General features: G+C 40.9%; 16 protein-coding genes. 14 read left to right on the plus strand and 2 right to left on the minus strand.

Features of this window, described 5'->3' with window-relative positions:
* The first annotated feature begins 43 nt into the window (after nt 1-43).
* The 4 genes from pduL (at nt 44) to B2M23_RS09565 (ending at nt 2604) form a co-directional block, all read left to right on the plus strand.
* Complete coding sequence (gene pduL / locus B2M23_RS09550; RefSeq protein ID WP_038352709.1) at nt 44-703, plus strand: phosphate propanoyltransferase; 660 nt, start codon at nt 44-46, stop codon at nt 701-703.
* 23 nt (nt 704-726) lie between these two features.
* The gene (gene lgt / locus B2M23_RS09555; RefSeq protein ID WP_038352708.1) at nt 727-1506 is read left to right on the plus strand and encodes a prolipoprotein diacylglyceryl transferase; all 780 of its coding nucleotides are present in this window, start codon (nt 727-729) and stop codon (nt 1504-1506) included.
* A gap of 165 nt (nt 1507-1671) precedes the next feature.
* The gene (locus B2M23_RS09560) at nt 1672-2052 is read left to right on the plus strand and encodes a BMC domain-containing protein (protein WP_013381240.1); all 381 of its coding nucleotides are present in this window, start codon (nt 1672-1674) and stop codon (nt 2050-2052) included.
* Nucleotides 2053-2067: 15 nt separating this feature from the next.
* Nucleotides 2068-2604, plus strand: a complete 537-nt coding sequence (locus tag B2M23_RS09565; RefSeq protein WP_013381239.1) for a EutP/PduV family microcompartment system protein — start codon at nt 2068-2070, stop codon at nt 2602-2604.
* A gap of 77 nt (nt 2605-2681) precedes the next feature.
* On the opposite strand, the gene B2M23_RS09570 is transcribed toward B2M23_RS09565, so the two are convergent.
* Nucleotides 2682-3152, minus strand: a complete 471-nt coding sequence (locus B2M23_RS09570; RefSeq protein ID WP_038352707.1) for a homing endonuclease associated repeat-containing protein — start codon at nt 3150-3152, stop codon at nt 2682-2684.
* 432 nt (nt 3153-3584) lie between these two features.
* Here B2M23_RS09570 and B2M23_RS09575 point away from each other — a divergent pair, with 432 nt between their 5' ends.
* From B2M23_RS09575 to B2M23_RS09600, 7 genes are all read left to right on the plus strand, one after another.
* Nucleotides 3585-6326: a response regulator gene (locus B2M23_RS09575; RefSeq protein WP_081571354.1), complete on the plus strand. Its 2742-nt coding sequence runs from the start codon at nt 3585-3587 to the stop codon at nt 6324-6326.
* A 1767-nt stretch (nt 6327-8093) separates the two neighbouring features.
* Entirely contained in the window at nt 8094-8618 is a 525-nt protein-coding gene (locus B2M23_RS09580; RefSeq protein WP_038352706.1) for an AAA family ATPase, read from the plus strand.
* A 368-nt stretch (nt 8619-8986) separates the two neighbouring features.
* A complete protein-coding gene (locus B2M23_RS09585; protein ID WP_167617841.1) occupies nt 8987-12298 on the plus strand; it encodes an InlB B-repeat-containing protein in 3312 nt (1103 codons plus the stop codon).
* Nucleotides 12299-12593: 295 nt separating this feature from the next.
* Nucleotides 12594-12758 (plus strand): hypothetical protein, encoded by a 165-nt coding sequence (locus tag B2M23_RS21160; RefSeq protein WP_167617843.1) that lies wholly within the window; start codon nt 12594-12596, stop codon nt 12756-12758.
* A gap of 3 nt (nt 12759-12761) precedes the next feature.
* Nucleotides 12762-13670 (plus strand): class 1 isoprenoid biosynthesis enzyme, encoded by a 909-nt coding sequence (locus B2M23_RS09590; RefSeq protein WP_038352705.1) that lies wholly within the window; start codon nt 12762-12764, stop codon nt 13668-13670.
* Between the two features lie 4 nt (nt 13671-13674).
* Complete coding sequence (locus tag B2M23_RS09595) at nt 13675-15696, plus strand: sensor histidine kinase (RefSeq protein ID WP_038352704.1); 2022 nt, start codon at nt 13675-13677, stop codon at nt 15694-15696.
* A gap of 2 nt (nt 15697-15698) precedes the next feature.
* Nucleotides 15699-16301: a response regulator transcription factor gene (locus B2M23_RS09600; protein WP_038352703.1), complete on the plus strand. Its 603-nt coding sequence runs from the start codon at nt 15699-15701 to the stop codon at nt 16299-16301.
* A gap of 223 nt (nt 16302-16524) precedes the next feature.
* Here B2M23_RS09600 and B2M23_RS09605 read toward each other — a convergent pair whose 3' ends face one another.
* Nucleotides 16525-20397, minus strand: a complete 3873-nt coding sequence (locus B2M23_RS09605; RefSeq protein ID WP_081571169.1) for an NEAT domain-containing protein — start codon at nt 20395-20397, stop codon at nt 16525-16527.
* A gap of 462 nt (nt 20398-20859) precedes the next feature.
* Between B2M23_RS09605 and B2M23_RS09610 the strand changes: the two genes are divergently transcribed.
* From B2M23_RS09610 to B2M23_RS09620, 3 genes are all read left to right on the plus strand, one after another.
* Nucleotides 20860-21732 carry a metal-dependent transcriptional regulator gene (locus tag B2M23_RS09610; protein WP_052237295.1) on the plus strand — a complete coding sequence of 291 codons (873 nt, stop codon included), beginning with the start codon at nt 20860-20862 and terminating at the stop codon, nt 21730-21732.
* Between the two features lie 10 nt (nt 21733-21742).
* On the plus strand, nt 21743-22567 hold the full coding sequence (locus tag B2M23_RS09615; RefSeq protein WP_038352701.1) for a hypothetical protein: 825 nt from the start codon (nt 21743-21745) through the stop codon (nt 22565-22567).
* Between the two features lie 357 nt (nt 22568-22924).
* Nucleotides 22925-25192 (plus strand): NEAT domain-containing protein, encoded by a 2268-nt coding sequence (locus B2M23_RS09620; protein WP_052237294.1) that lies wholly within the window; start codon nt 22925-22927, stop codon nt 25190-25192.
* Nucleotides 25193-25199: the final 7 nt, after the last annotated feature.

Here is a 25199-nt window from a genome sequence, read left to right on the forward strand (position 1 = left end):
GAAACTTAAAAATTAATGGTTAATGAAAAGGAGATTAGTATTTATGGAACGCAGAGTACCATTGGGATTATCAAACAAACACATTCATTTGTCCCAGGAGGATTTAGAAGCTTTATTCGGTGAAGGCTACGAACTGACACCGAAAAAATTTCTGGTTCAGCCTGGACAGTTTGCAGCGGTCGAAAAGGTCGACATTGTAGGGCCAAAGAACACACTGGCAGGGGTACGTGTGCTGGGTCCGGTTCGTCCAGAAACACAGCTGGAATTAAACATCGCAGACGGTGTTAAATTAGGAATCCACCAGGTTCCGATCCGTTTATCTGGTGACCTGGAAGGTACACCGGGCTTTACCATTATCGGGCCAAAGGGCAAAGTGGTTAAGGAAAAAGGGATGATCGTCGCTGAAAGACATATCCACTTATCCACCGAAGAAGGCGCTAACTACAATCTGAAGGACGGCGATATTGTTTCGGTTCGTCTGAAGGGACCTCGCGGCCTGATTTTCAATAATGTGCTGGTGCGTGTTGGGGATAAACACAAAATGGAAATGCACATTGACATTGAAGAAGGCAACGCGGCCGGTGCGCGCAACGGACAGCTGGCCTGTATCGTTGATAAGGAAACCGCTACGATTGATTACCTGACCATCTGTGACGACGGAAGCCCGCTTCCGATGGTTGGAGACCTTCCGGAAAAAGAATAAATTAAAATTATTGGAGGAATGCCATGCCAACACCGAACCCTACAGCGTTTACGATTTTCAATATTGAGGTGAAATGGTACGGAATCCTCATTGCCGCAGCCCTGGTAATCGGGATGGTGATTGCGGTCAAGCGCAGTGCGAAATACGGCATTAAGAGTGATGACATCATGGATTTCTTTCTGTTCCTAGTTCCATCCATTATAGTGGGCGCGCGGCTTTATTATGTTATTTTTGAATGGGGCTACTATTCAAAACACCTTAATGAAATTATCATGACGCGCTCCGGCGGGCTGGCCATACATGGCGGTATTATTGCCGGAGTGATCGTCGGGATTATTCTGTGCCGGGTAAAAAAGATCAATTTCTTTGCGCTGGCGGACACGGTGATTCCGGCATTGCCGCTGGGGCAGGCCATTGGGCGCTGGGGCAATTACCTTAACCAGGAAGCTCACGGAACTATTACCGATCTGCCCTGGGCCATTACGGTGAACGACCCGATTTTGGGCATGATTCGTGTCCATCCCACCTTTTTGTATGAATCCATCTGGGATTTGCTCGTTTTTGGATTCCTGTTCTTTTATGAAAAGAAATTCAAAAAAGTTAACGGCGAGCTGCTGTTTTTGTACCTCGCATTGTATTCTGTAGGCCGCTTCTTTATTGAAGGGCTGCGGACGGACAGCCTGATGTTTATGAACATGCGCGTGGCCCAGCTGATCAGTCTGGCCCTTGTGATCGTCGGATTTGGCGGTATCATTGTCCTGAGGAAAAAATTTGGCGGCGAGCATTTAAATGGTGGCGAATAAGACTTTAAAACACTCCTGAGCAGGGGGTGTTTTTTTGGTTAAAATACAAAAAATAGCTTTATCAAACAAGTATTTCCATGTTTTGCTTAAAGATTAAATGTTACAATACATAGTAATACAATAAAAAAGAATGAAAAGTTATGGGGATTTTTAGGAGGGACTTCAATGGATGTGAACAATATACTGGGATCAAACGAAGGCAAGCTTCGTATCATACAGGAAACCGTACCGGGCAAACAGGTTACGCTGGCACATATTATCGCTGGTCCAGACCCGATCGTTTACCAGAAGCTGGGCTTAAACCCAAGCGTGGATTATAATAAGGCGGCCATTGGTATTTTGAGCATGACACCGGCGGAAATTGCTGTTATCGCAGGGGATATGGCCATCAAGACCGCCCCGATTGATATGGGCTTTATTGACCGTTTCAGCGGCACCTTAATCTTTACAGGCCGTATTTCCGATGTTAAGTCAGCAGTCAATGCAATTTTGAGCTACCTTCAGGGGACATTGGGCTTTACCATCTGCGAAATTACAACAACATAGAATGAAGGCGACTTTATGAAAAAGATGATTTTGGTTGGCAGGAGTGAATGCGGAAAAACCACGCTGCGCCAGGCACTGAAGGGTGACACCATTCAGTATGAAAAAACGCAGTATGTCAATCACTTCGATGTAATTATTGATACACCAGGCGAATACGCCGAAACCAATACACTAGCGCGGGCGCTGGCCCTCTATTCTTACGAGGCGGACGTGGTAGCACTTTTAATTAATGCGACTGAACCCTATTCCTTATATCCGCCAAACGTTGCACCTGTGGCAAACAGGCCGGTGATTGGGATTGTTACGCAGATCGACCATCCCTGTGCCAATACAGAGCAGGCCATCGAATGGCTTAAACTGACCGGCGCTGACCCGATCTTTCCGGTGAGCTCTTATACCGGAGAGGGGATCTGGCAGCTTTTAGAATACCTGAAGGAGCCGGGGGATGTCCTTCCTTGGGAAAACCAGGAGGAGGCTGAGCAGGAAAGAAATGTAAAATCCACAAAATACGAGATCCAGGAATTTGGACAGAAGGATTTTGAATTTATTTAAAAAAACCCTTCCGCATATACAGCGGAGGGGTTTTTATCTGGAAAAAGATGGTGTGTCCTTTTGGCACACCATCTTTTTTAGAGATCCTTTAAAATTTCATCCCACACATCACCGATCCGGGTCGTGCCAAAATAGTTGAGACAGGTCGAAACTGTTGGAAGATTTTTGTTTGCGTCTATTTCCTTACGGGTTGGCTTTTTGCCAAGGCGTTTAAACTCATCCAGCAGCATCTGAGTGATGATGCTCTTAGAGTAACGGCGGCGACCCTGGGAAGGAGTATCTTCAACAGGTTCAGGGTCATTGGCGACGGCTTCGGCGGGTTCAGCAATTTCGGGAATGACAGGAGATTCCGCCTTGACTGGTGCTGGATTAAGGCCAGAAGTGCTGATACCGGCAGCTTTTACGGCCTTTTCCCATTTTTTGAAAAAGCCAAGATAAGCTTTTGCCGGTGGGTCGATCATATCTTCAGAAGCTGGTACACGTCCTAATTCAACGGCCTTCTTTTGTAATTGCTCAATGAGTGTCTTTTTTTCGTAATATTTTCCCATGGTTACCTTCCCTTGATTAACAATAATTTCAAAATTTTAAACGGTTATTATTATAGCATAAAACAGTGTAAATACAAGTAAAAATACGCCTGTAAAGTAATAAAAAATGAAACTTCCGGCAATAAAAAACAGGCGGGATAAATCCAAAGCCTGTTTGGTGCCGATTCAACCGTATTACAGCAAATTTTATACAATAATTTACCGTATTGATTATACCATAATGCTGTACAGATGTAAATTGAAGTTTTGAAATTGGTCACGCTAAAAGCTCTATTCTTAAAAATAGTAGGAAGCAAAGCCGAGGGTTGGAAATCCACAAAAGAATAGCGGTAACACTGGACTATTGATTGATTTTAAAAAGTTATTAAGATATAATATGAACAAGTGATGATATTATGATTAAGAGCGACCATGAAGGAGTGAATGATTTTTATGAAGGATAAAAATGAAATAAAGCCGGAGTTATCAGGAGAGCAGCTGATGTTGGACAGCATGGGCATCGGAATATGCAGGCTCCTTTTAAGGGAAGAGCTTCCACTGCTCTGGGCAAACACAGAGTTTTACTGCATTACCGGTTATACAGAAGAAATATATCAGGCGCGGTTTTCAAACCTCAGGCACTACTATCAGGCCTACCCTGAAGATTTTTGCATGCTTAAAAATACATTGTTTCAGGCTTTTGATGCGGGTGAGACCTGGGTAAGGACAACCTGTCGGATGCCTGTTCCAATGAGAGAAAACTGGTTTCAGGTAACCGCGACAATGGCAGAGACCTGTCAAGGAGATATACCGGTGATCAACGCTGTATTTGTCGATGTTACAGATATGTATTCTTTGCAGGAGCAGAGAATGCGTTATTTTGAATTAATGATGGATGAATATGTCGGCAATATTTATATCAGTGATATGTCTACCTACGAGCTTTTGTACGTGAACAGAGTATCCTGTGAAACGCTGCAGCAGCCAATGGAAAAAATTATTGGAAGAAAATGCTACGAGGTGATACAGGGGCGGTCAGCACCCTGTCCATTCTGTACCAATGATTATTTAACCGAGGATTCCTTTTATGAATGGGAATTTTTTAACCCGGTTTTGGATAGGACCTTTATGATTAAAAACCGGATTGTGAACTGGTATGGACATAAAGCCCGGATTGAGCTGTCCCACGATATGTATAGTGCAGAGTATAAGCTTGCGAAAAAGGACCGGGAGCGGGAAGCTCTGCTCAGAACAATTCCCGGGGGCTTTGTGCGTCTGGACGCCCGAGATTTCAAAACCATTCTCTGGTATGGGGCAGATTTTTTAGACATGATTGGCTATACCAAAGAGCAGTTTGAAAAAGAGCTGCATTCCCAGTGCACCTACATACATCCAGATGACCATGCCCGGGTTAAAAAAGCTATTACTGGGCCGCAAACGACAGGAAAGAATACCGTGTTTGAGGTTCGGATAAAAAGAAGGTCAGGGGAACAGCGTATCCTGACCATTACCATGTGTTATGTGGATGGTTTGGATAGCTGGGATGGTATCCCTTCCTTTTACAGTATAGGACTGGATATTACAGAGGAAAGACAGGAACAGCAACGGCAGCGTATAGCTCTTGAGGACGCCTATCAGGCAGTGCGTGTGGCCAACTCGGCCAAAACTGACTTTCTGTCGTCCATGTCTCACGATATTCGTACGCCGATGAATGCGATCATGGGCATGACGGCTATTGCCAGGGTAAACATGGAAAGCCCGGAAAGGGTAGGGGACTGCCTGAATAAGATTAATGTCTCTAGCCGACATCTTCTCAGCCTGATTAATGAGGTTTTGGACATGTCAAAAATTGAGAGCGGGAAGCTTGATCTGTCGCTTGAAGCCGTTGACCTCTCCGAGATTGTTGAGGGAGCATCGGATATGTGTAAAGCGCTGCTGACTGAGAAAAAGCATGATTTCAGAGTGATTGTCGGACAGGTGCAGCACGAAAAGGTTATCACCGATGGCGACCGCCTGCAGCAGGTCTTTTTGAATCTGCTGTCCAATGCCATCAAGTATACACCGGAGGGCGGGAAGATCACCCTGTTGATTAATGAGAAGCCTTCGATTATTCCTAAAAAAGGTCAGTATGAATTTATTTTTTCAGATAATGGTATCGGTATGGAGCAGGAATTTCTTACACATGTATTTGAGCCCTTCTCTCGTGCTGAGGATTCGCGTATCAGCAAAATCCAGGGAACCGGTCTTGGAATGGCCATTACCGAGAATGTCGTTCATATGATGAATGGAACCATTGATGTGAAAAGCGAGCCAGGAAAGGGCAGCCAGTTTATTGTGACGGTGCCGCTGGAGCTGCAGATTGAGGAAGAGCAGAGTGATGTCGCGCTGGCAGGCCTGCCAGTACTGGTGGTGGATGATGACCAGATCGTATGTGAAAATGCCGCGCTGCTGCTGAATGAGCTGGGAATGCGGGGATACTGGGTTTTATCCGGCGCCGAGGCGGTTGAGAGCGTTCAGGACGCCCATGGCCGGGGCGAGGATTATTTTGCCGTTATCTTAGACTGGAAAATGCCTGAGATGGATGGCCTTGAGACAGTCAAAGTGATCCGGGAGGAAATGGGAGAAGAGGTGCCTATTATTATAATTTCCGCCTATGATTTTTCGGATATTGAAGAGGAATTTCTGCGCGCAGGAGCAGATGCCTTTATCACCAAGCCACTGTTTAAATCTAAGATGCTGCATGTGCTCCAGCTGTTCTGCTGTACGGGTAAGACAGATATTGAGGATGTCGGAGAAGAAGATACCTATACTGGGCTTTTGGGAAAACGAGTTTTACTGGCCGAGGATAATGACCTCAACCGTGAGATTGCCGTCGAGCTCCTTGGAATGCAAGGAATTTTAGTGGAAGCTGCGGAAAATGGAAAGCAGGCGATGGAGATGTTTGAAGCGTCAGAACCTGGATACTACCAAGCGATTTTGATGGATATTCAAATGCCGGTCATGGACGGCTATGAGGCGACAGGCAAAATACGGGCGATGCACCGGGCGGACTCAGATATACCGATTTTTGCGCTCACAGCTAATGCTTTTGTGAGTGATATTGGTAAGGCCCAGCGCGTGGGTATGAACGACCATATCTCAAAGCCCATTGATATGGAGAAGCTCACCAACATTTTGGAGCAGTGGATCGGGTAATTAAAAACAGAAGTGTGGAGACGGTGGAGTCGAACAAAAATACTGAATTAATGGGTATTAAGCAATTTTCATCTGTATCGCTTAAACCTGCATAAATAAAGGATTTGAAACGCTTTTTAAACCACAGTTATTTATAATACGCGAAATACAAAAATTGACCATTTTTTATCCATTTGTTAGAAAAATATTTTATTAAAAACTAAATCGTAAATAGAGTTGACAGATTAGCTTTTTATCCTAAAAGTTAATCTGTCTTTTTATTGGAGAAGATCGAAATATACATTGAAGTTATTCATCGATATCCTTTTTAGGATTTGTTAGCGATTTAAGTGTGAGGTGTAAAAAATGGAATATTCTATAATTACTAAAAAGAATTTTTGAAGATTTTTTCATTTGGTGAAACTAAGTTAAACAAATTGCTTAATGCAGGAATATTACCAGTAGTTAAATTGGGGAGAGGTTACGTAACAAACCCAGAATGTCTTGACCAACGGTTTAAGAAAAATGAGGGAAAACAGATTCTTTATTAACCTCAAAATAGCAAATAATTATGTTATCAAATAAAAGGTATCTCTTTATTTATGTAAAGAAAGTGATTTTATGCAAATAAACCAAGAAAAAACGCGAGCTGAAGCAAAGAAAAAATTTAAAGAACTAAAAATTAAATCCAATTCTAAGTTTATAAAAAAAATTTATTTAATAATGATCTATAAGATTGTCTTTTTAATGCAAGATACTGCACATTAAATTCAGGCTTTTTTGATCGTGTTGAAATTATATATCTAACGCATCTAAAAAGAAAATTTGAAAATGCCTCAATAAATGAAGTTGCTTTACGGCAAATACAAGATTTAATTAACCAGGAGAACGAAATATTATCATTTTCAACGGTAAAAAATAAAGCAATTGTTAGATGAAGTTTTCAAATATGCTTATATGGAAGGTGATGTCGATAAAAGTCCAATAACAAACGTTAGATTACCAAAAAAGTCATTTCAAACCAGTTGAAAAAATAGAGATGCTAGAAGAAGATGAGAGTTTGAGAATAGAGAAGCTTGTAGATCAAAGGAACAAGACTAGAAATCCAATTCATTTATATGGATACTTAATCTTTTTTTAGTTCATACAGGACTGAGACGAGGAGAACTGTTTGCGCTCAAGTGGGAATTGAGCTATAGGATCAATGCTAAAAAAGCCGTGATAAATAAAAATATGACATTACACCAGTTAAGATATACTTTTGCTAATAGAGCATTAAAGATAGGAGTGGATATAAATATTATAAGTCAGTGACTAGGACATGGAAACATATCAACAACATATGATACTTATATTCACGAAACTAAAGATCAGAAGAACGCAGAAGCTCAACGATTGAACAGACTGTAATGATAATTGGTTATCGCCTGAAAAAATTATGTAAGCCAACATAATTATTTTACTTTTTTTGCTATATGGTTAAAAATTTGTAATAAGTTACGAATAAGTATCAGATATACAAGTTTAATACATTTATTATCAAATGGTGTTAATTTAAAAAATGACTAAAAAATATAAAATAAATCGCTTCAAAACGATTATAATTAAGCATACCAACCGGACTGTTTTTTCTTTGTAGTTTAATGATAACGGACACTTGAAAAATGATGTGACCGGTACAGTAAAAATCATTAAATAATGATATACTATGGTCAACAGGCAGACCTACCGTCTCAATGTATTTGAAAATTTGGATCTGGCAGCAATTAAAACTAACAGGGGGGATCTGTGGGAACAGGAATTATTATCTGTGGTTTAAATGGAACTGGAAAGAGTGCACTTGGGAAGGCGCTTGCTGAAAAACTAAAATTTTATTTTATTGATATTGAAAAACTATCTTTTTACATGACAGACCAGTATTATATCTATTCATCTCAACGCACGCATGAAGAAGTCCAAAAAATTCTTCTTAACGAGATTAGAGCACATGGCAATTTTGTCCTTGCTTCTGTAAAAGGGGATTATGGAGAAGTTATATATTCCTTTTTTCAATACATTGTATTGATTGATGTTCCAAGAGATATTCGATTACAACGAGTAAGAAACCGATCTTTTCAAAAATTCGGTAATAGAATACTGTCAGGAGGAGATTTACATAGAAAGGAAGAAGGTTCCTTTGATTTTGTTAAATCCCGAACAGAGTACACTGTTGAGGAGTGGGTGCAATCTATGGACTGTCCTGTCATACGGGTAGATGTTAGAAAGCCTGTTGAAGAAAATATTAATTTAATCATCAGTCAAATACAAAATTAATTTTCAGTTTACAGCACAGGAAGGAATACGCAAAATGTATTCCTTTTTTTATCTTTACAGTGAGCCGCTCATGATACATGGAGGGGCTGGTTCAATTTAAAGAAAGTACTGGCAAGCGAAAGAAGCAAGGACGATTCTCAAAGGAGGCACTGCAAAATAGCGAAAAATAAAAAACTTATCAAGAGCCTCCCGGTGTCAATGGGTTTTTACCATCTGGAAGAACTAGGAGTAAGGTGGCCGATTATTTTCCCTGTCACTTTTGTGTCACGTTGTTGGCGTGAATAATCATAACGCTTCTATTTTTAGGATTCCTAAATCATTATAATTATGACATAAGAATAATTTTATAGATGGTAAAGGAGAAAGAAATGAGAAGCAAATCCCTGAAAGCAAGGACAATGATCACAGTATTGTCTGCCATAGGCCTGTTATTTATAAGTATAATAGCACCTATAACTGTTTTAGCAGAAGACAATGTTTCAGTATCTACAGTGAGTGCTTTGCAGCAGGCTGTTGATCAAGCGGAGGATAACCAAACGATTGTACTTTCCGATGACTTTGTGTTTTCCGATGCTGCCATTAATATGCCTGATAAAAATGTGGTTATTGACGGCAGAGGATTAATCTGGAGTATGAGTACTTTTACTGTTTCCGGGAATGGTAACGGAAGTTTAACGATAAAGGATTTTAAGTTTGATGGGAGTAACATTGCAGGTACCTGTTTAACGAATAAAACGGGAAATGGAACCCTGCTAATTGATCATACAGAAATTTTCAATGCGTCAACAGGAGCGATCGGCATTGCTGCAACGGGAAATGCAAAAACGGTTATTTCATATACTAAGATTTATAATAATGAATCGAATAATATTGGTGCTGCGATTAATATAAGTGGAAATAACACTACGCCAATTGAAATAAACAATGCAACGATCGAAAATAATACTGGCAATGGAGCTGGGTATGAATGCGGTGCGATTGCCGGAAAATTTTACAGCGGTAATCTCCGCATAAACAATACCGTTTTTAGGAATAATGTTAATAACTGTGCGAATTCGGGCGTTACCGGCGGCGGTGGCGGAGCCATGTCCTTTCACTATCTTCGTGGAAATATAGCGATTGATGAATCCTATTTTCAAGGGAATAAAACCAATGGTACCGAAGCGTCAGCAGCAAGTACTTATGACGGAGGCGCCATTTATATCTTTGATGGACGGGACGGCGCAACCTTTACAGTCGATCAATCTACTTTTGATAGCAATCTGGCCTATGATGACGGTGGAGCCCTGCTTGTCCAGGGGACAGGCAACCCAGGTTTGACAACGACAATTACGAATTCTACGTTTTTTAATAATAGAGCCTATGGATTAAACGGAGGTAATCGAAGCGGCGGAGCGATTCAGTTTTTTAAAAATGGCGGCTCCAGTAAAATGACTAATACGGTTACAGGCTGTACGTTTGTGGGAAATCAATCCGGAAACGAAAAGACCACAGTAGAACAAAGAGGTGGAGCGATAGGCCTTTCAGGGGCTGGAGTACTCGCAACAGCTACTGTAACGAACAAGGACTGTTTATTTTTAGGAAATAAAGTATATGACGCCACCGGGCAAATAAACAATGCCAGTAATTACAAAGATGTTTCAAGCACCAGCACGCTTCAAGAAGGCGCGTCTAATGTCTTGAATGCAGATAAAGGTGCAGCGCCAAAGTATACAACAAAAATGATTCTTGGTGTCGATACGCCTCGTTTGACAGATAATTTGTCTCAAATAACGGCAGGTGTAGACGAAGAAGTTGTAAAAACCATACCGATTAAACCAGAAGGGATTGCGGATAACACCAATACAAGTTCAGATTTGCCGATTGAAGATCAACGAAGCTTTGAACGGTATAAAGATAACGGCGCCGTAGAAATGTCCTGGGCAAAATATAACGCAAATGGCGGAGAATGGAAAAATTTGCCGGATATAGTCTATCAGGGAGATGAATATTATGAAAAAGATAGTGAGGGTGCCGTCGAAAATTATTTTATGGTATGCTATAAAGATGGAACCGTCACACCACCTGAAAATCCAGTTAGAGATGATTATATTTTTGAAGGATGGAAAAACCAGGAGACTGGAATCATACAGAAGGAGTGGCCTTTTGTATTAGGTGACAACATAACCTTTGAAGCGCAATGGACACCCGTTGAATATACAGTGACCTTTGACTCTCAGGGCGGCTCAGCAGTGGCCCCGATGACTAACGTCGCATCCGGCGCGCTGGTAACCGAACCAGAAGAGCCGACCTGGGAAGGTCAAATCTTTGGGGGCTGGTATAAAGAGGCCGAAACCACAACCCCGTGGGATTTTGCGTCCGACACAGTGACCGGGAATGTGACATTGTACGCCAAATGGACGCCGGTGCCGCGCTATACAGTGACCTTTGACGCCCAGGGCGGCTCAGCAGTGGCCCCGATGACTAACGTCGCATCCGGCGCGCTGATAACCGAACCAGAAGAGCCGACCTGGGAAGGTCAAACCTTTGAAGGCTGGTATAAAGAGGCCGAAACCACAACCCCGTGGGATTTTGCGTCCGACACAGTGACCGGGAATGTGACATTGTACGCCAAATGGACCCCGGTGCCGCGCTATACAGTGACCTTTGACGCCCAGGGCGGCTCAGCAGTGGCCCCGATGACCAATGTCGCATCCGGCGCGCTGATAACCGAACCAGAGGAGCCAAATTACGAAGACTGGTTTTTTGAAGGCTGGTATAAAGAGGCCGAAACCACAACCCCGTGGAATTTTGCGGCCGACACAGTCACAGAGAATATAACGCTGTACGCCAAATGGTCAAAGATTTTGAGTTATACAGTGACCTTTGATTCGCAGGGCGGCTCGCCAGTGGCTCCGATCACTGGCATTGTGCCGGGGAATGCTATTACTGAGCCAGAAAATCCAACCTATGAAAACTTTATATTTAAAGGCTGGTATAGGGAGGCAGAATGTTTGACACCGTGGAATTTCACCCAAGATATGGTTAATAATAATATCACTCTATATGCAGGTTGGCAGCCCGCTGTTCTAACCCTATATACAGTAACTTTTGATTCGCAGGGGGGCTCCTCTGTTGATCCTATCCAGAATGTTAATGCTGGATCGAACATTCTGGAGCCTGAAGCGCCAAAGATGGAAGGATTTGTGTTTAATGGGTGGCACAAAGAGCCGGAATGCATAAATCCCTGGGATTTTGATAACCATACCGTAAATGAAGATACCACTTTATATGCAAAATGGTACGCGATTCCGATTTCAGAAACTTATACCGTAATCTTTGATTCGCAGGGGGGGTCGAATGTCGAAGCAATTAAGGATATTTCAGCCGGCGCAACGATTAACATGCCAGCAGAGCCTGTACGAACCGGTTATAAATTTGGCGGATGGTTTCTTGAGGCAGAAACATTGATAGCCTGGAATTTCGATGCAGATCATGTCAATGGAAATATGACCCTATATGCAAAATGGACTGCGGATCCAACGAATAATCCAAATAAAGATGCAAATGAAAAGATAGAAACGGAGAATAAGCTTACAGGCTCTCCTGCGACAGGTATTTTTTCAGAAACCTCTATATGGGTTATTGCCCTTGTAGTCATGGCTTCTGGGATTGTCCTTGCTATTAGAGTAAGAAAGTAAAAATAACAATAATTTATGCCTGAACAGCAGTGTTTTGTTTTAAGTGGGTCGCGAAAGCATTCATTAAAAAAGGAACTAGGCATAAGAAATAAGAAGTTAAAAACCTTACAGCCCATTGGAGATTTCCAATGGGCTCTTTATTTTTTTCAGCTTTACATTTTTATAAGATACTTTACGCTAGCGATAAAAAAGATTTCCGTAGGTGATTTGTGCAAATTCAACAAATTAGTTGAATTAATCTGTAAGAAGGTTTATAATTTAAACATAATAAAAAAGTATTTTAAGGAGGAAAAACATGGATATTACTTTAAGACAAGATCTTACAATGTGGGAAATCATTAAGTCAGTTAAAGCCGGAGAGACGGTATTAAGCGATTGGGAAAGATATCTTGATGCTGAAGATTATCAGGAACTGAAAGCGAGCTTTGAAAAGACCAGTAAAAAACCGCTTTGGGAGTAAACGATGTCTTCTGTCGAATTGGCAAAAGATTCATTGAATGAGCAGCTCGAAGATAGTGAGGCGGAATTAGTCGAGAGGCTTGGCCTCGAAGGGTATTTATATGTAAAACATATTTTTCAGAAAAAAATACTCAAAACAGGAAGCTGGGGCGTCTTTTCGTCATTGTTAATGCAGGTCCAAATTAGAAAAAGTCCTTCAAAGCAAATGATGAAAAGCGCCTTTTTTATTGAATTATTTATTATAGCGACGGATTTTGTGGATGACTATATGGATGGTGACAATGAGGCTTTTAATGATATTCAGGATCGTCGGCGAATTACGATCCAATTATTAAACTATGCATTGGAGCAGCTGCTGGAATTACTGCCAGCGAATATAAAAAGGCATTTTATGAGCAATCTTGAATCATCATTAACGCATCAGGTGCTGGAATCGAAATATCAGCTTTATTTTTCGACATCTGAAGCGTTTTATTTTCGGCACACCATTGAGCGCTCTGTCTATCTGATTTACGCTATGGTTATAGCAATTTTGAAAACAGCGCAAAAAGAAGTATTACAATTTTCATATTTCTGGGGGGCTTACGGTCAAATCGAAAATGATATTAATAATATCGAAAAAGGCAGTTTCAGCGATGTATTAGAACGAAAACCAACACTGCCGATAATAAAAGCTTTTGAGAGCATATCGTCAGACAATGCCTTTTATGACGTTTATTTTTCGTACATTATTGGCTCTGATAAAAAAGAAACTCAGAATATCGCAAAATACATTCTCAACTCTGGCGCCATTGAATATTCAAGAATGCTTTCAAATAAGTGTTATCTGAAAGCCTTAAAAATTCTTTCAGATCTATATCCAGGATCTGAGAGAATGATAAAAGAATTTGACGATTATTTTGTAAAGAGGTGATACAATGAGCAATATTAAAAAAGGTTCATTTCTATTGATTGTTTTATCAATATCTCTTTTTTGTCTTTTTCTTTTATCGGAAATGCAGCTTACCATTGCAGACTCTTTCAACAAAATATCTTTTGATTTATACTTTGTCTTTTTTTTGAATTTCCTGGCGGTTCATTGTGTTCTGAATACACATGAAAATATATCGGTATACCTTTTCGGTCTGTTACTTTTTTGGTTTGGCTGGATATTTGAATTTTCCTGGTTTAGTCCTCCGATATTTACCGAACTGCGATATTTTCTGATGTTCTTCTTTTCATTACTATTAGTTGCGTTCTATATTAGTCTTTTTGAGGATATTCGGTCGAAGAATGTCATTAAATTAATGATCATACAAGGGATTCTTTCAATTGCTTGCCTGATATTTTACGGCAGGTTTGCAGATCACCTTAATGCGTTCCTGTTTTTTATCAATATTGTCGGCGCCATTGCATTGTGTATTTATTACTCATATACACACTTGTTGGATCAGACTTCAAAACGATTGGTCAGCTTGATCATTGCCGGATTATTGTGCTCTGTTTTGCCATATCTGCTGCTTACATTTGTGCCGACTTTTTTGCTGACATCCTTCAATCTACCAACTATTGGAAATTGGACTTTGTATTTTCTACTAATTCTGCCCATTGTATTTAGCGTGATCCTGAACAAGCGGAATCTCAGCATTGAACAAATTGGCATATTTCGATACCCTGTAAATCTTTTGATTTTGACGGTCGGTATTGCGAGCCTTAACTTATTAGCTGTTTTTATTTTAGAAATACCTGTTTTGTCAGTGATTATCATGAATTACTTTTTTGTCATTTTATATGTGATTTACTATGCTATTGCAGCTAACAACGTTAAAATCCGACAAGAAAAACTAAAAAAAGTGTTGAATAATTTTCAGGAAGAGCGATTGGACATTTTCAGGCAGCTGTTTGCAGATGACCAGTTGGAAAAAATTGGGATTCTAATGCTGGATCTTGTGAAGAGCAGTATTCCCTTTACTGGCGGCGCAATTACGATTGCCAAAAACCGCAAAAACGAAGTATACATTGTGCGCTCAGGTGATTTGGAAGATCTGACTTTAGGAAATATAGAGGGGAAAGCCGGATACGTTCATGAACTGAAGACATTCCCTTTCAAAAACGTCAATTGTATTTCGTTACCGCTAAATTATTTAAATGATCGAATTGGAAGCATTACCTTATCAAGAGCCTCGTTTTCCTTCTTTACCTCAGAAGAGTTAGAAGTTTTAGAAAAATATACACAGATCTTGTCAGAAATGTTAGTGACAAGCCTGAGGATGGCTGAATACGAAAGGAATAGTGTTAAAACAGGATTCACGGCTGAAGAGCGGTTGATTTATCTTAAAACTGCCGACTTGGCTGAACAAGATAAAAAAAGATTGGCGACTTATTTGCATGATGAAATCTTGCAAAAGATTTTTGGTATTAAAAATTTACTAAGTACGCTCCAAGGCCCGGATGAGACAAAAAGATTGATGATGGATACGTTAGAAGAAATAAATGTTTCGCTGCGCAAACGAATGACTGAGATGTATCCAGCCTTTCTGAATGTGACAACTTTGGAAGAAGCCATCATGAATTTAGTCGAAAAAAGCAATCAATTCTACCATAAAAACATTCAGATGGATCTTTTGGTAGAACCCAATTTACAATTAGGCCAGAAACAAAGACATATGATCTTTCGAATGGTTAAGGAACTCGTTATCAATGTGTATAAACACGCTGGAGCAACGAGCATTGTTGTTGAAATATTAAAAGATAAAGAGATGATTGACATCACTGTTCAGGATAATGGGGTTGGTATCAACCAAACAACGTTTCAACTAATTGATGTCCTTCAAAACCATTTAGGCCTGGCGTCCATCAAACAAGAGGTTTTTTTTCTGAATGGCTTCTTTGAGATTAAAAATTTAAAGAATCAGGGATTAGGCATTGAAATATCAATTCCGTATATCAGTGAGGAGTAGCTATGAAATTAATTTTAGTCGATGATCACGAGCTTTTTTCAATGTCATTGAAGACTGTTTTAGAGCAATATGACAATATTGAAAAGGTCATAACATTAAAAGATTCAAGCAATTTACTTGGGATACTGGCATGTGAAAACATTACGTTGGTAATGCTGGATATACATTTAAAAGATGAGAATGGCTTAGAGATTGGAAAAGATTTGAAAAAGAAATACCCTGAAATGCCCCTGATCTTTTTAACCGGCTTTGATTTAATGGATTATAAGTATCAGGCATACGAAATAGGGGCAGAGGCTTTTATAGATAAAGGAATTCCACCGGAAGAACTTTATCAAACGATTAATGACGTTATCAATAATCCATCCGTAATGCGTGACAAAATAAAACCGAAAAAACCCCCTTTTACAGAACGAGAAGTAGAACTGCTAAAGCTTTTAAGTAAAGGGAAGAAACATAATGAAATTGCGGATAATCTTGGGATAAGCCGAAGGACTGTGGATGCTTTGCTCCAGCGAATTTACATCAAAATGGATGTAGACAATGCGACCGGCGCAGTGGTACAGGGCATTAACATGGGCTTAATTAAAATGGAAAAGCTGTAGAGCGAAAACTTGAGTATCTTTGAGAAGTGTGAAAGGGACTGGTCAAAATTACTGGCAGCAGAAAAGGTTATAGAAAGCTTCATGTAAATCAGCGAGGTAAAGTTGTGTGTTTTCAAATGATTTTGTGATGAAAAAACATCGTTTTTTATAAACAAAAAAGCCAGAATGTTCTTAAACATTCTGGCTTTAAATCATTTTAAAACGTGGATTTTACCATTTAAGACTACTTATTGGAAGATTTTTTGCGTTTAAATATGAATCCACCGGTTAAGGCGCCCGCTGCGGCAAGGAAGGCTGCGGCGACACCGAGATTGGTTTCATTGTTTTCAATGCCAGTTTTGGTATTAGCACCTTTTTGGGACGAATTTGATCCAGATGCGGCATTTCCATTTAATGTGTTGTTGCCGAGATTATTATTTGTTCCAGAATTATTGTTTGATCCAGCGTTTCCGCCCGGTGTGGTGTTGGGCTTGTTATTATCTTCGCCACCATTTGGTGTCTGATCTTTTTCGACCAGAGCCTTAATGGCGTTATCCAGGTTTGTTACCTGAGTATCAACATCGCTTTGTGTCGCATCGGTTTTGTCGATGATGGCCTGGGCGGCATCAATGGCAGTTTGTAAGGCTTTTAAGCTGTCTTCTGTGTATTTATCCGTCTGTGCTGCCAATTCTTTTGCTTCGGTCAGTTTGGTGTTTAATGCGGTCTTGTCGACACTTACTGGCGCTTGAATTTCTTCCAGTGCGTCGATAGCTGCCTGGAGGGCTTCTATCTGAGCGTTAATGTCATCTTGAGAGGCAGATGGATTGTTGGCAACTGCGTTTGCTAAATCAAGAGCATTTTGAAGAGCTTTGAGGCTTTCAGCTGTGTATTTGTCTGTCTGAGTAAGCAATGTCTCTGCTTCTGTAATTTTGTTCTGTAAGTCTGTTTTTTCAGATTTAACCTCGATATTTTCATAATCCAGGGTTAACCGAGCGACCTGGTCACCGGAAGAGAGGGTTCCCATTGCCGGTACATAAACATGAACCCAGGTTTCAGTTTGATTTGGAACGACCTGAAGTTCTAAAATTTTTGGATAAGGCTTGCCGGCAGCGTTCGGGTCGGCAGCACCCTCAGGTTTATTAAAATCATCGACGACATCATAGTATTCGATATAATTTGTTTCCAGGAATTTTGAATTTTTCCAGTCGAGGATATTTGTCGATGTCATGACTGTATTTTCTGGATCTGCAACTTCCATACTTAACAGATATCCATTAAGATTTGCAATTGGAAGCGGAACCATTTCTAATTGTAGGGTGCCCTTACCATCTTTAATGGACAAGGTACCGCTGTTATCCTTGATGGCTTTGTTGCCCATGGAATCCTGTCCGGGAGTGGTGGCGTGCATTAAGGTTACCGGCAGGGTATATACGCCGTCTCTTAAGACCGTGCCATCGTCAACCAGAGAGGCGATGGCAACATCCAAGGCGTTAACCTGTGTGTCAACATCAGCCTGGGAGGCTTTATCATTGTTTAACACTTCTTCAGCTTTCTGGATTGCAGCTTGTAACGCCTGATAGCTTTCATCTGTGTAACCTTCTGCTGTGATCGCTTTAGCTTCATTGAGCTTTTCGGTTAGAGCTGTTTTATCTGTTTTTTCCTGTTCGTCTTCCTTAACCAATGCCTTTACAGCATTATCCAAGGCAAGCACCTGTGCATCGACATCGGCCTGAGTAGCGTCTTTATTGTCGGCAACAGCCTGTGCGGCTGTGATTGCATCCTGTAGAGACTTGAAGGATGCTTCGGTATATCCGTCGGCTGTGATCGCTTTAGCTTCATTTAATTTATCATTTAATGCAGTTTTATCGACCTGAACTTCATCACTGCCATCAGCTTTTTTGAGATTATCATAGGCGGATTGTAATTTTTCAGTAGCAGCTTTGATTTCTTGGTTGCTCACTTTGTCAGATACGACAATTTTGTAGGTTTCATCGTACACACTGCTCAGATTATTGATAGAATCTTCGGTGTATTCAGCGCGGCTAATTGGATTGTTTAAAATAAGGCCTGCTTCGTCAGCAAGATTTTTGAACAGATCCGTGTAGGTAACCAGATGGTCATCAGCGTCATAGATCGAATTCAGTGCGGCGTCAATTTCATACTGAGAGTTAGATTTTTTATAAGTTTTATTGGCTGCGTCGTAGGCATCGACCATTGCTCTGGCAGATTCTTCGGTGTAACCGGATTTGAGCAGGCCATTATAGTCATTTCTCCCGATTTCTTCGCAGCGGTCCAGCAAGGTTCTTAAATCGGTTTTATCGACCTGAATATCGCTGGTCTTTGTAGCATGTTCATAATCTACGTCGAGATAAGCGGTGTTTTGGTAGTAGGTGCCGTCGGTAGATTTTCCGTTTTCATCGATCATATGATATCTAAAAGTGGTATCCTTCGCTTCAGGCTGGGAAGGAAGTTGAAGAACAACTTCCAGAGGAACTTCCTTGGTTTCACCGTTTGCTAAAGTGACCTCTTTCATGTTTGAGCCTTCAACCCAGTAACTGTCATTATCACCGATATGCTGACCATTTCCGTTGGAGATGACCAAATATGGGAATGTATCTTTATCTTTAACCGAAAGAGTTAACGTTGCTTTTCCATTGTAGATTTTTACTTTCATCTTTTGAGAAAAATCAATTTGATCATTTAAAGCGGTGCTCTCTACAAGGTTATTGTTTTCATCCATTTGTTTTGGTGTGACCGTTACTTCATAGATCCCATCTTCAACGACTTTTCGTTTAGGATAAAGCTCGTCTTTCCAGGTGGCGGATTCGTTTAGTACACGGCGGCACTGAATTGCATCGCCAGTTTCTGCCGTCTCACGCCCATTGGCAACGAGACGGGAAAATGCATTCCAGGCGCCAGTCAGATAATTATCTTTTTCTGATTCCAATGCTTCACATTCTTCGACCACTTTCATCAGTTGTTCAGAGTAAGAGGCAACGCCATCCTTGGTTATCAGCCCATTGAGCGCTTCATTCCATTCATTCTCAATATCAACGACATCTGCATCTGTACAGTCCGCGCTGTTCATAAAGTCGAAGTAACCATAGCAATCTGTTAATGCGGCCCAGCTTTCATCGGTAAAATCGCCTTGCGTTTCTTCCTGATAACCTTTCATTTTATTGATCACTTTGTTTTTGCGCAGATGGTATGAGCGTTGATTATAATCGCTGCTCAGACCTTTATTGATATATTCGATGTTAGAATTATCTGGATTAATGCCATAATTAATATAGTTTTTTGCATCCATCAGGTCTTGCTGGAAAGTGTCTGCATAGGAGTCGCTGTAATGCTCCCAGTTAATATTGTTTTCAAACTGTTCAATATACCATTCAGTCATTTCTGTCCCGGAGAAATCTCCGACGCTGCCATTAAGCACTTTGACATTACTGTAGTCAAAGCCAACCAGCGCTGTGACAACGGTCCCCATCATGTCAACATAAGGGCTGATGCCAACCAGTGGATCGCCGGAGGGAAGCTTGAAAGAAACCTGTTCGTAGTTTGCCCCCCTTTTGCGTTCCACTTCAACTTGCTGCGGAAGATTTTCATAGCCTGGTTTACGGGCAGCCCAGTCATACATATCTTGTGTTGTGTTAAAATAGGTCATTCGCTGCAGATGACCATACTGCCCAGCATAATCCATTCCATGGAACTGGAGCTTAACGGTTGCCTCTCCATTCTTGTCAACAACAATATAAGCGGTGTGTGTGAGTGCGGGGTTTCCCATTGAGTAAGTATTATCTTGATCCGAATTATACAGATAGACCGGTACTTCCAGAATGGTGTTATAGTAATCCGTACGGTACTGACTAAAATCAATAGCCTGTGTTGGACGTTTGGCTTCCTCTGGTATATTTTCATAATCCGGATTATAACAACCAGACGGGCTGCCATCATCATGCTCGGCCGCAGCCGAGGTTTCGGCATTAACGGTCTGAATAAAATTTGTGATCGACTCTTGTGCCGCCACGGTTGTCAATGGAACGACCGCTGTCGGTGCAAGCATTGACACTGTTAGAACGGTAGTCATACCATGCTGTAGTAGTTTTTTGAATTTCACTTCACATTTCTCCTTACTTTTTTAATACATTTGGGCCATAGGAATTAGGTGTGCCTAACTAATATCCTCTATAGTTATAAAATATCTTTCGCGAATTGTCAACAACTGATTTTTTAACGCAAAAAGCGTTTCGTGCTTTATAAGCACGTGTTTTTAATGGTGAAAAGATCCGTATTATACCATTTTTTTCGTGCCCGCCAAGCAAGGATTTTTATTTTTGAAATTTTAATTTGCTTGTTCTTTTTTTAGTACATTGCTTAAAAAAAGAAAACAGGTTATTTGAAGTGGATCATCATACGTTGCAAGAAAATTGTATTAAAAATATTTTAAAAGCAACATGTTAAAAAACAAGGCTTTTTTTATCAATCATTTTAAGATAAGGGATTGTAAAAAAATCAGAAAGTGGTATCATTGAGTTAGTTGAGCATAACTATGTTAAAAATATATCTTTGGAGAGTATGAATGCAAGCAAGTGGCTATTATGACAATTTTGAGCAATGGCAGACAGTTTGTGATGGTTTGTCAAAAAGATGTTTTATAAAAGAAAAAGAATCTGAGGAAGATTTTCTCGAAGCGGTATGTATCCTGCAGCGAAAGCAAAAGATAACATCATTGACGCAGATATGCGATCAACTGAAAATAGAAAAAACAAACGCGAAACGATGGAGTGAAAAACTGGAAAGCGAGGGATATTTATATACTGAGGAATCTGGCAGCATTGTACTTACACCCTTTAGACGGATTAAAGGGGAACTGTGTTTAAAAAAACATCGCTATTTGACAGAATTTTTAAAATATGCCTGTGGTGTTGATGAGAAAAGCGCTGAAAAAAACGCCTGCAGTCTGGAGCATGTTATCACGGAAGATGTCTTTATGGGAATCTGTGCTTTTATGCAGCGTGGCGATACCTATGACCGAGTGATGCATGGCAATGATCTCAGTTTTTTATATGCAAACGGAACATATCAGTTTTTTATGTCCATTTATGATCAGAACAAACGTTATCCAAGGTTGCTGACACCAGAGTTTTATTGGTTCGAGCATGATGTGTTGGCAGAAATAGATGAGAAAAGCACCCTGTTTTTAAAACCTTCTCCATTAATGCCGGTATCGGCTGAAGCGGGAAGATTTCTTTACGAACAGGATGGAACCTGGAAAGAGGCTTCTCTGGGCGTAAAGGGCTATGCGATTCCAAGTGATGTTTTTGCTTACCGTATTTGCCGGAAAGCGCCGGTAACGGAGGCTGAGCTTAAGATTGCAATCACAGATCAGAAAAACTGGTGCGAAAAAACGTTGGATATTCGTGAATTGATTGTTCATTTGTGGCAGATATAGGGGCAGTAGCATGAAAAATCCGACGGTTTTACAAATTCGTTATCTGGAAGAACTTAAGCATCTGCAGGACAGTGGCGAAAAATGTTCGGTGGTGAAAATTGCCCAGAAAAATAATGTCACACATGGACCTGTTAGCCGCTTTTTAAAAGAATGTATGCAAAATGGGTATTTGACAGAGGAGTACCGTTTGACTGAAAAGGGTGAAACATGGCTGACAAATTACATCAATATACGAGAAGATCTCAGAGATTATTTAATACGCGTTGGAATAGAAGAAAGCGAAATTGAAGATAATATACGTGATATGATCGAGAACATGTCACTTTCAACACTTAATACAATTTTACTTCAGGAAAAAATACAACAGAAACAAAACTATTTATTGTATCATCAAAAGGGAGGCGTAAAGGTTTCTGCCCAGAATGTCAAAGAATTTATCCCAATTGGAAAATATCCGGTTAACTTCTTGTTTTTGAAAGCCAGCAGCCGAGGAAAAAGTCGTTCAATGGCCGATCGGGGATTTGAGAAGCCTGCGCTTTTACGCCGTAACCGCCGGGGGATATGGCTGGAATTAACGACGCGGGAAATGAAAGAGACTTCAAGACAGACTGGGAAAGTGCTTTCAGGGCACTTGAAAAGTATGAAGTACGAATCGGAAAGCACGCTTAAGGAGTTATCCATAAAGAATGGGAAGGTCAAAATTCCTTTTGAAGCATTTCGCTTTATATGTCTGCAAACGGGACAGTTTATCGGCGTTTTGTACGCGGCATTATCCTGTAGTGTTGGGGAAAGGCATATGCCTGAAAGCACTGCGCAGATGATTTTTTGGATATAATCATAAGGCTTTCTAAAAAGAGTGAATACTCTTTTTAGAAAGTTTTTTTGTTGCAAAATAAATTTATAAAAAATTTTTTTACATAAAAAGCCCGAAGCTGGTGCCTTACAGGCACATAAAAAAGTTAGAGGAATCGTGTCTTTTGTTTTTTTAATGCGGTGCTCATTAAGCACGAAACGCGTTGAAACGCAAATTCAAGCAACTTGACAGAGCTTTAGGTCCGTGGTAAAAATAAACTAACATAGTTAGCTTAAACTTAATACCGACAATCAGGAGGACAGTTTGAAGTGGTTTGTACATAAGATTTGAAGCACAGTTCAAAAAAGAAATTTGATAAAAGAATGAAAAGGTGGAATTATGAAGAGTAAAAAAGTAAGCCAAAAAATAAAAACAACGGTTTCGGCAGCCGTTGCTGTCACCATGGCCTTGCCAGGTATCGCAAATGCCCGGGAATTGCCGTCAGCAACCTATTCTGATGCCAGTGCAGAGAGTGTGCAGATACAAGCGTGCTCAAACACAGTAGACAAAAGTATTTTAAAGGATTTAATTACCCAGGCAGAGGGGCTGGATACCAGTCCCTTTTCTGACGCTGGCGTGGCTTTTTTTAATGCGGTTATCGCTTCGGCTGAAGCGGTCGCTTCAGATGTGGAAGCTACTCAGGAAACGATTGATCAGCAAGTTAAGCTTTTGGAGACATCATCCGCTGCATTGGTAGAAAAGCCTGAAGATGGGAAAATTTACGATGGTGTCTACAGTATTTCAGGACGTATGTGGCACGCAACTCAGGATCAGCCTTCTATGGGAAATAACGCGCTGGCACAACCCATGGAGTTGACGGTAAAAGATGGAAAAACATCTCTGCGGATAAAATTTCAATCATTGACAGTTATTGGCAATTTGACCGGAAATCTTGCGAAATTGAGTTATTTTCCAAATGTGGATAAAGAAACAGTTCCTAATGCATCCGATGCAGTGCCTGTGACGGTTGAAAGCCAGTATGATTTTTATGATTCTTTCAATGACCCCAATAAAGGAACGGATAAAAACATTAAAGGAGTGCTTTATCCAGAGTATGTGAGTATGCCGGTTGATTTGAATGATGAAGAAATATGGGTGCAGGTCTATGTCCCTGTCATGGAAAGCGTTTCTGCCGGGAGTGGGACGCAACTCGCGCGGCTGCAGCTGGATTGGGATACACTTTCCCAGACCAGGGGCACCAAAACAGATAAAACGGCTTTAACGGATTTGATTAACCAGGCAGAGCAGCAAACTCAGGGAGCCGCCTCTGACACTGTTTATCAAGTGCTAACCCAAGCCATCGCCTCTGCAAAATCGGTTAATATGAATATGAATGTAGACCAAAAAGCAGTGGACGCAACGGTAATCGCGCTTCAAAGCGCCATTGACGCCATGCCAAAAGCAGTTGTTGTCGATAAAAGCATTCTTTCAGCCCAGATTACATCTGCCAGGGCTATCGGAAGGGATGATTACTCCGAAACGTCTTATCAGGCGCTGCAAGCGGCCATTGTAAGTGCGGAAAATATGTACGATAATCCCGATGCAACAGAGGCAGAGGTTGAAAAACAGATTGAGCTGATTCGGGCAGCCATCTCCGGCTTGGCTGTTAAAGAGGCAGATAAAGCCAAATTGGCAGAAAAAATAGCGGAAGCGGAAGCCATCGAGGGCTCTCAGTACACCGATGACACCTACAATGCGCTTAAAGAAACCATTAAGAGCGCCAAAGGTATTTATGACAGTGCGGCCGCCACACAGGAACAGGTCAATGAACAGGTAACTGCGCTGGAGTCAGCCCTAAGCAATCTCGTGGAAAGGCCACTGGATATCAACCATTTGGCTGATGGCATCTATGCAGTAACAGGAGATATGCAGAAAGTGGATAAGGTGACACCATCTATGTCCAACGAGGCTATTAACCATACGTTAAAGCTGACCGTAGAGGATGGAAAATATACGCTATCCATGGATTTTAAAGGGCTGAAAATCAGCAGCCAATTTGGATATCTCGGAGCGCTAAAATACTATAAAACAGGATACAGCATGGATCAATACGGAAATCCCATTGGCGAACTGGCAGATGTCACGGCTGAATCTTACCAGACAAATGAAGACGGTACCCTTATTTCAGACACATTCGGAACGAACTATCCGGATATTATCAGCTTTGAAATGATTTCTGAAGCCAGAGAAGATGGCTATGTACCACTCCAAGTGTTTGTGCCGATTATGGAAAATATTTCTGCAGGAACCGGAACGCAATCTGTCTTTTTACATTTGGATTGGAACAGTCTTAAAAAAGCAACGGCTGATGATCTTGGATTCACCGATACCAGTACGCCTGGAGAAACAGAAGGATCAGGCAACAAAACGGATACAGGCATTGGCAATACGCTCAAAAGCAATTCGCTGGGAAAAAGCAGTTCGCTGAGTAGCGGTTTAAGCGGATCGGGATCAAACCTAAATAAAAACACAGCCGCAGGAAAAAATGCAGCCACCGGAATTCCAGGTCAACAGGGGATGGCCACTGCCGCCACTTTATGTGTGACCGCTTTGGCAGGTGCTGTTGGCTTTATTGCCAAAAAAAGAAAAGAATTGGACAGTAAATAATGCTGTG

Origin of the sequence: Eubacterium limosum (genome assembly GCF_000807675.2) — a bacterium.
GTDB classification, from domain to species: Bacteria; Bacillota; Clostridia; order Eubacteriales; family Eubacteriaceae; genus Eubacterium; species Eubacterium limosum.

Excerpts from the sequence above, each read along its gene's own strand:
- pduL (WP_038352709.1), top strand. The coding sequence starts at position 44 with ATGGAACGCAGAGTACCATTGGGATTATCAAACAAACACATTCATTTG.
- lgt (WP_038352708.1), top strand. The coding sequence starts at position 727 with ATGCCAACACCGAACCCTACAGCGTTTACGATTTTCAATATTGAGGTG.
- B2M23_RS09560 (WP_013381240.1), top strand. The coding sequence starts at position 1,672 with ATGGATGTGAACAATATACTGGGATCAAACGAAGGCAAGCTTCGTATC.
- B2M23_RS09565 (WP_013381239.1), top strand. The coding sequence starts at position 2,068 with ATGAAAAAGATGATTTTGGTTGGCAGGAGTGAATGCGGAAAAACCACG.
- B2M23_RS09570 (WP_038352707.1), bottom strand. The coding sequence starts at position 3,152 with ATGGGAAAATATTACGAAAAAAAGACACTCATTGAGCAATTACAAAAG.
- B2M23_RS09575 (WP_081571354.1), top strand. The coding sequence starts at position 3,585 with ATGAAGGATAAAAATGAAATAAAGCCGGAGTTATCAGGAGAGCAGCTG.
- B2M23_RS09585 (WP_167617841.1), top strand. The coding sequence starts at position 8,987 with ATGAGAAGCAAATCCCTGAAAGCAAGGACAATGATCACAGTATTGTCT.
- B2M23_RS21160 (WP_167617843.1), top strand. The coding sequence starts at position 12,594 with ATGGATATTACTTTAAGACAAGATCTTACAATGTGGGAAATCATTAAG.
- B2M23_RS09590 (WP_038352705.1), top strand. The coding sequence starts at position 12,762 with ATGTCTTCTGTCGAATTGGCAAAAGATTCATTGAATGAGCAGCTCGAA.
- B2M23_RS09595 (WP_038352704.1), top strand. The coding sequence starts at position 13,675 with ATGAGCAATATTAAAAAAGGTTCATTTCTATTGATTGTTTTATCAATA.
- B2M23_RS09600 (WP_038352703.1), top strand. The coding sequence starts at position 15,699 with ATGAAATTAATTTTAGTCGATGATCACGAGCTTTTTTCAATGTCATTG.
- B2M23_RS09610 (WP_052237295.1), top strand. The coding sequence starts at position 20,860 with ATGCAAGCAAGTGGCTATTATGACAATTTTGAGCAATGGCAGACAGTT.
- B2M23_RS09615 (WP_038352701.1), top strand. The coding sequence starts at position 21,743 with ATGAAAAATCCGACGGTTTTACAAATTCGTTATCTGGAAGAACTTAAG.
- B2M23_RS09620 (WP_052237294.1), top strand. The coding sequence starts at position 22,925 with ATGAAGAGTAAAAAAGTAAGCCAAAAAATAAAAACAACGGTTTCGGCA.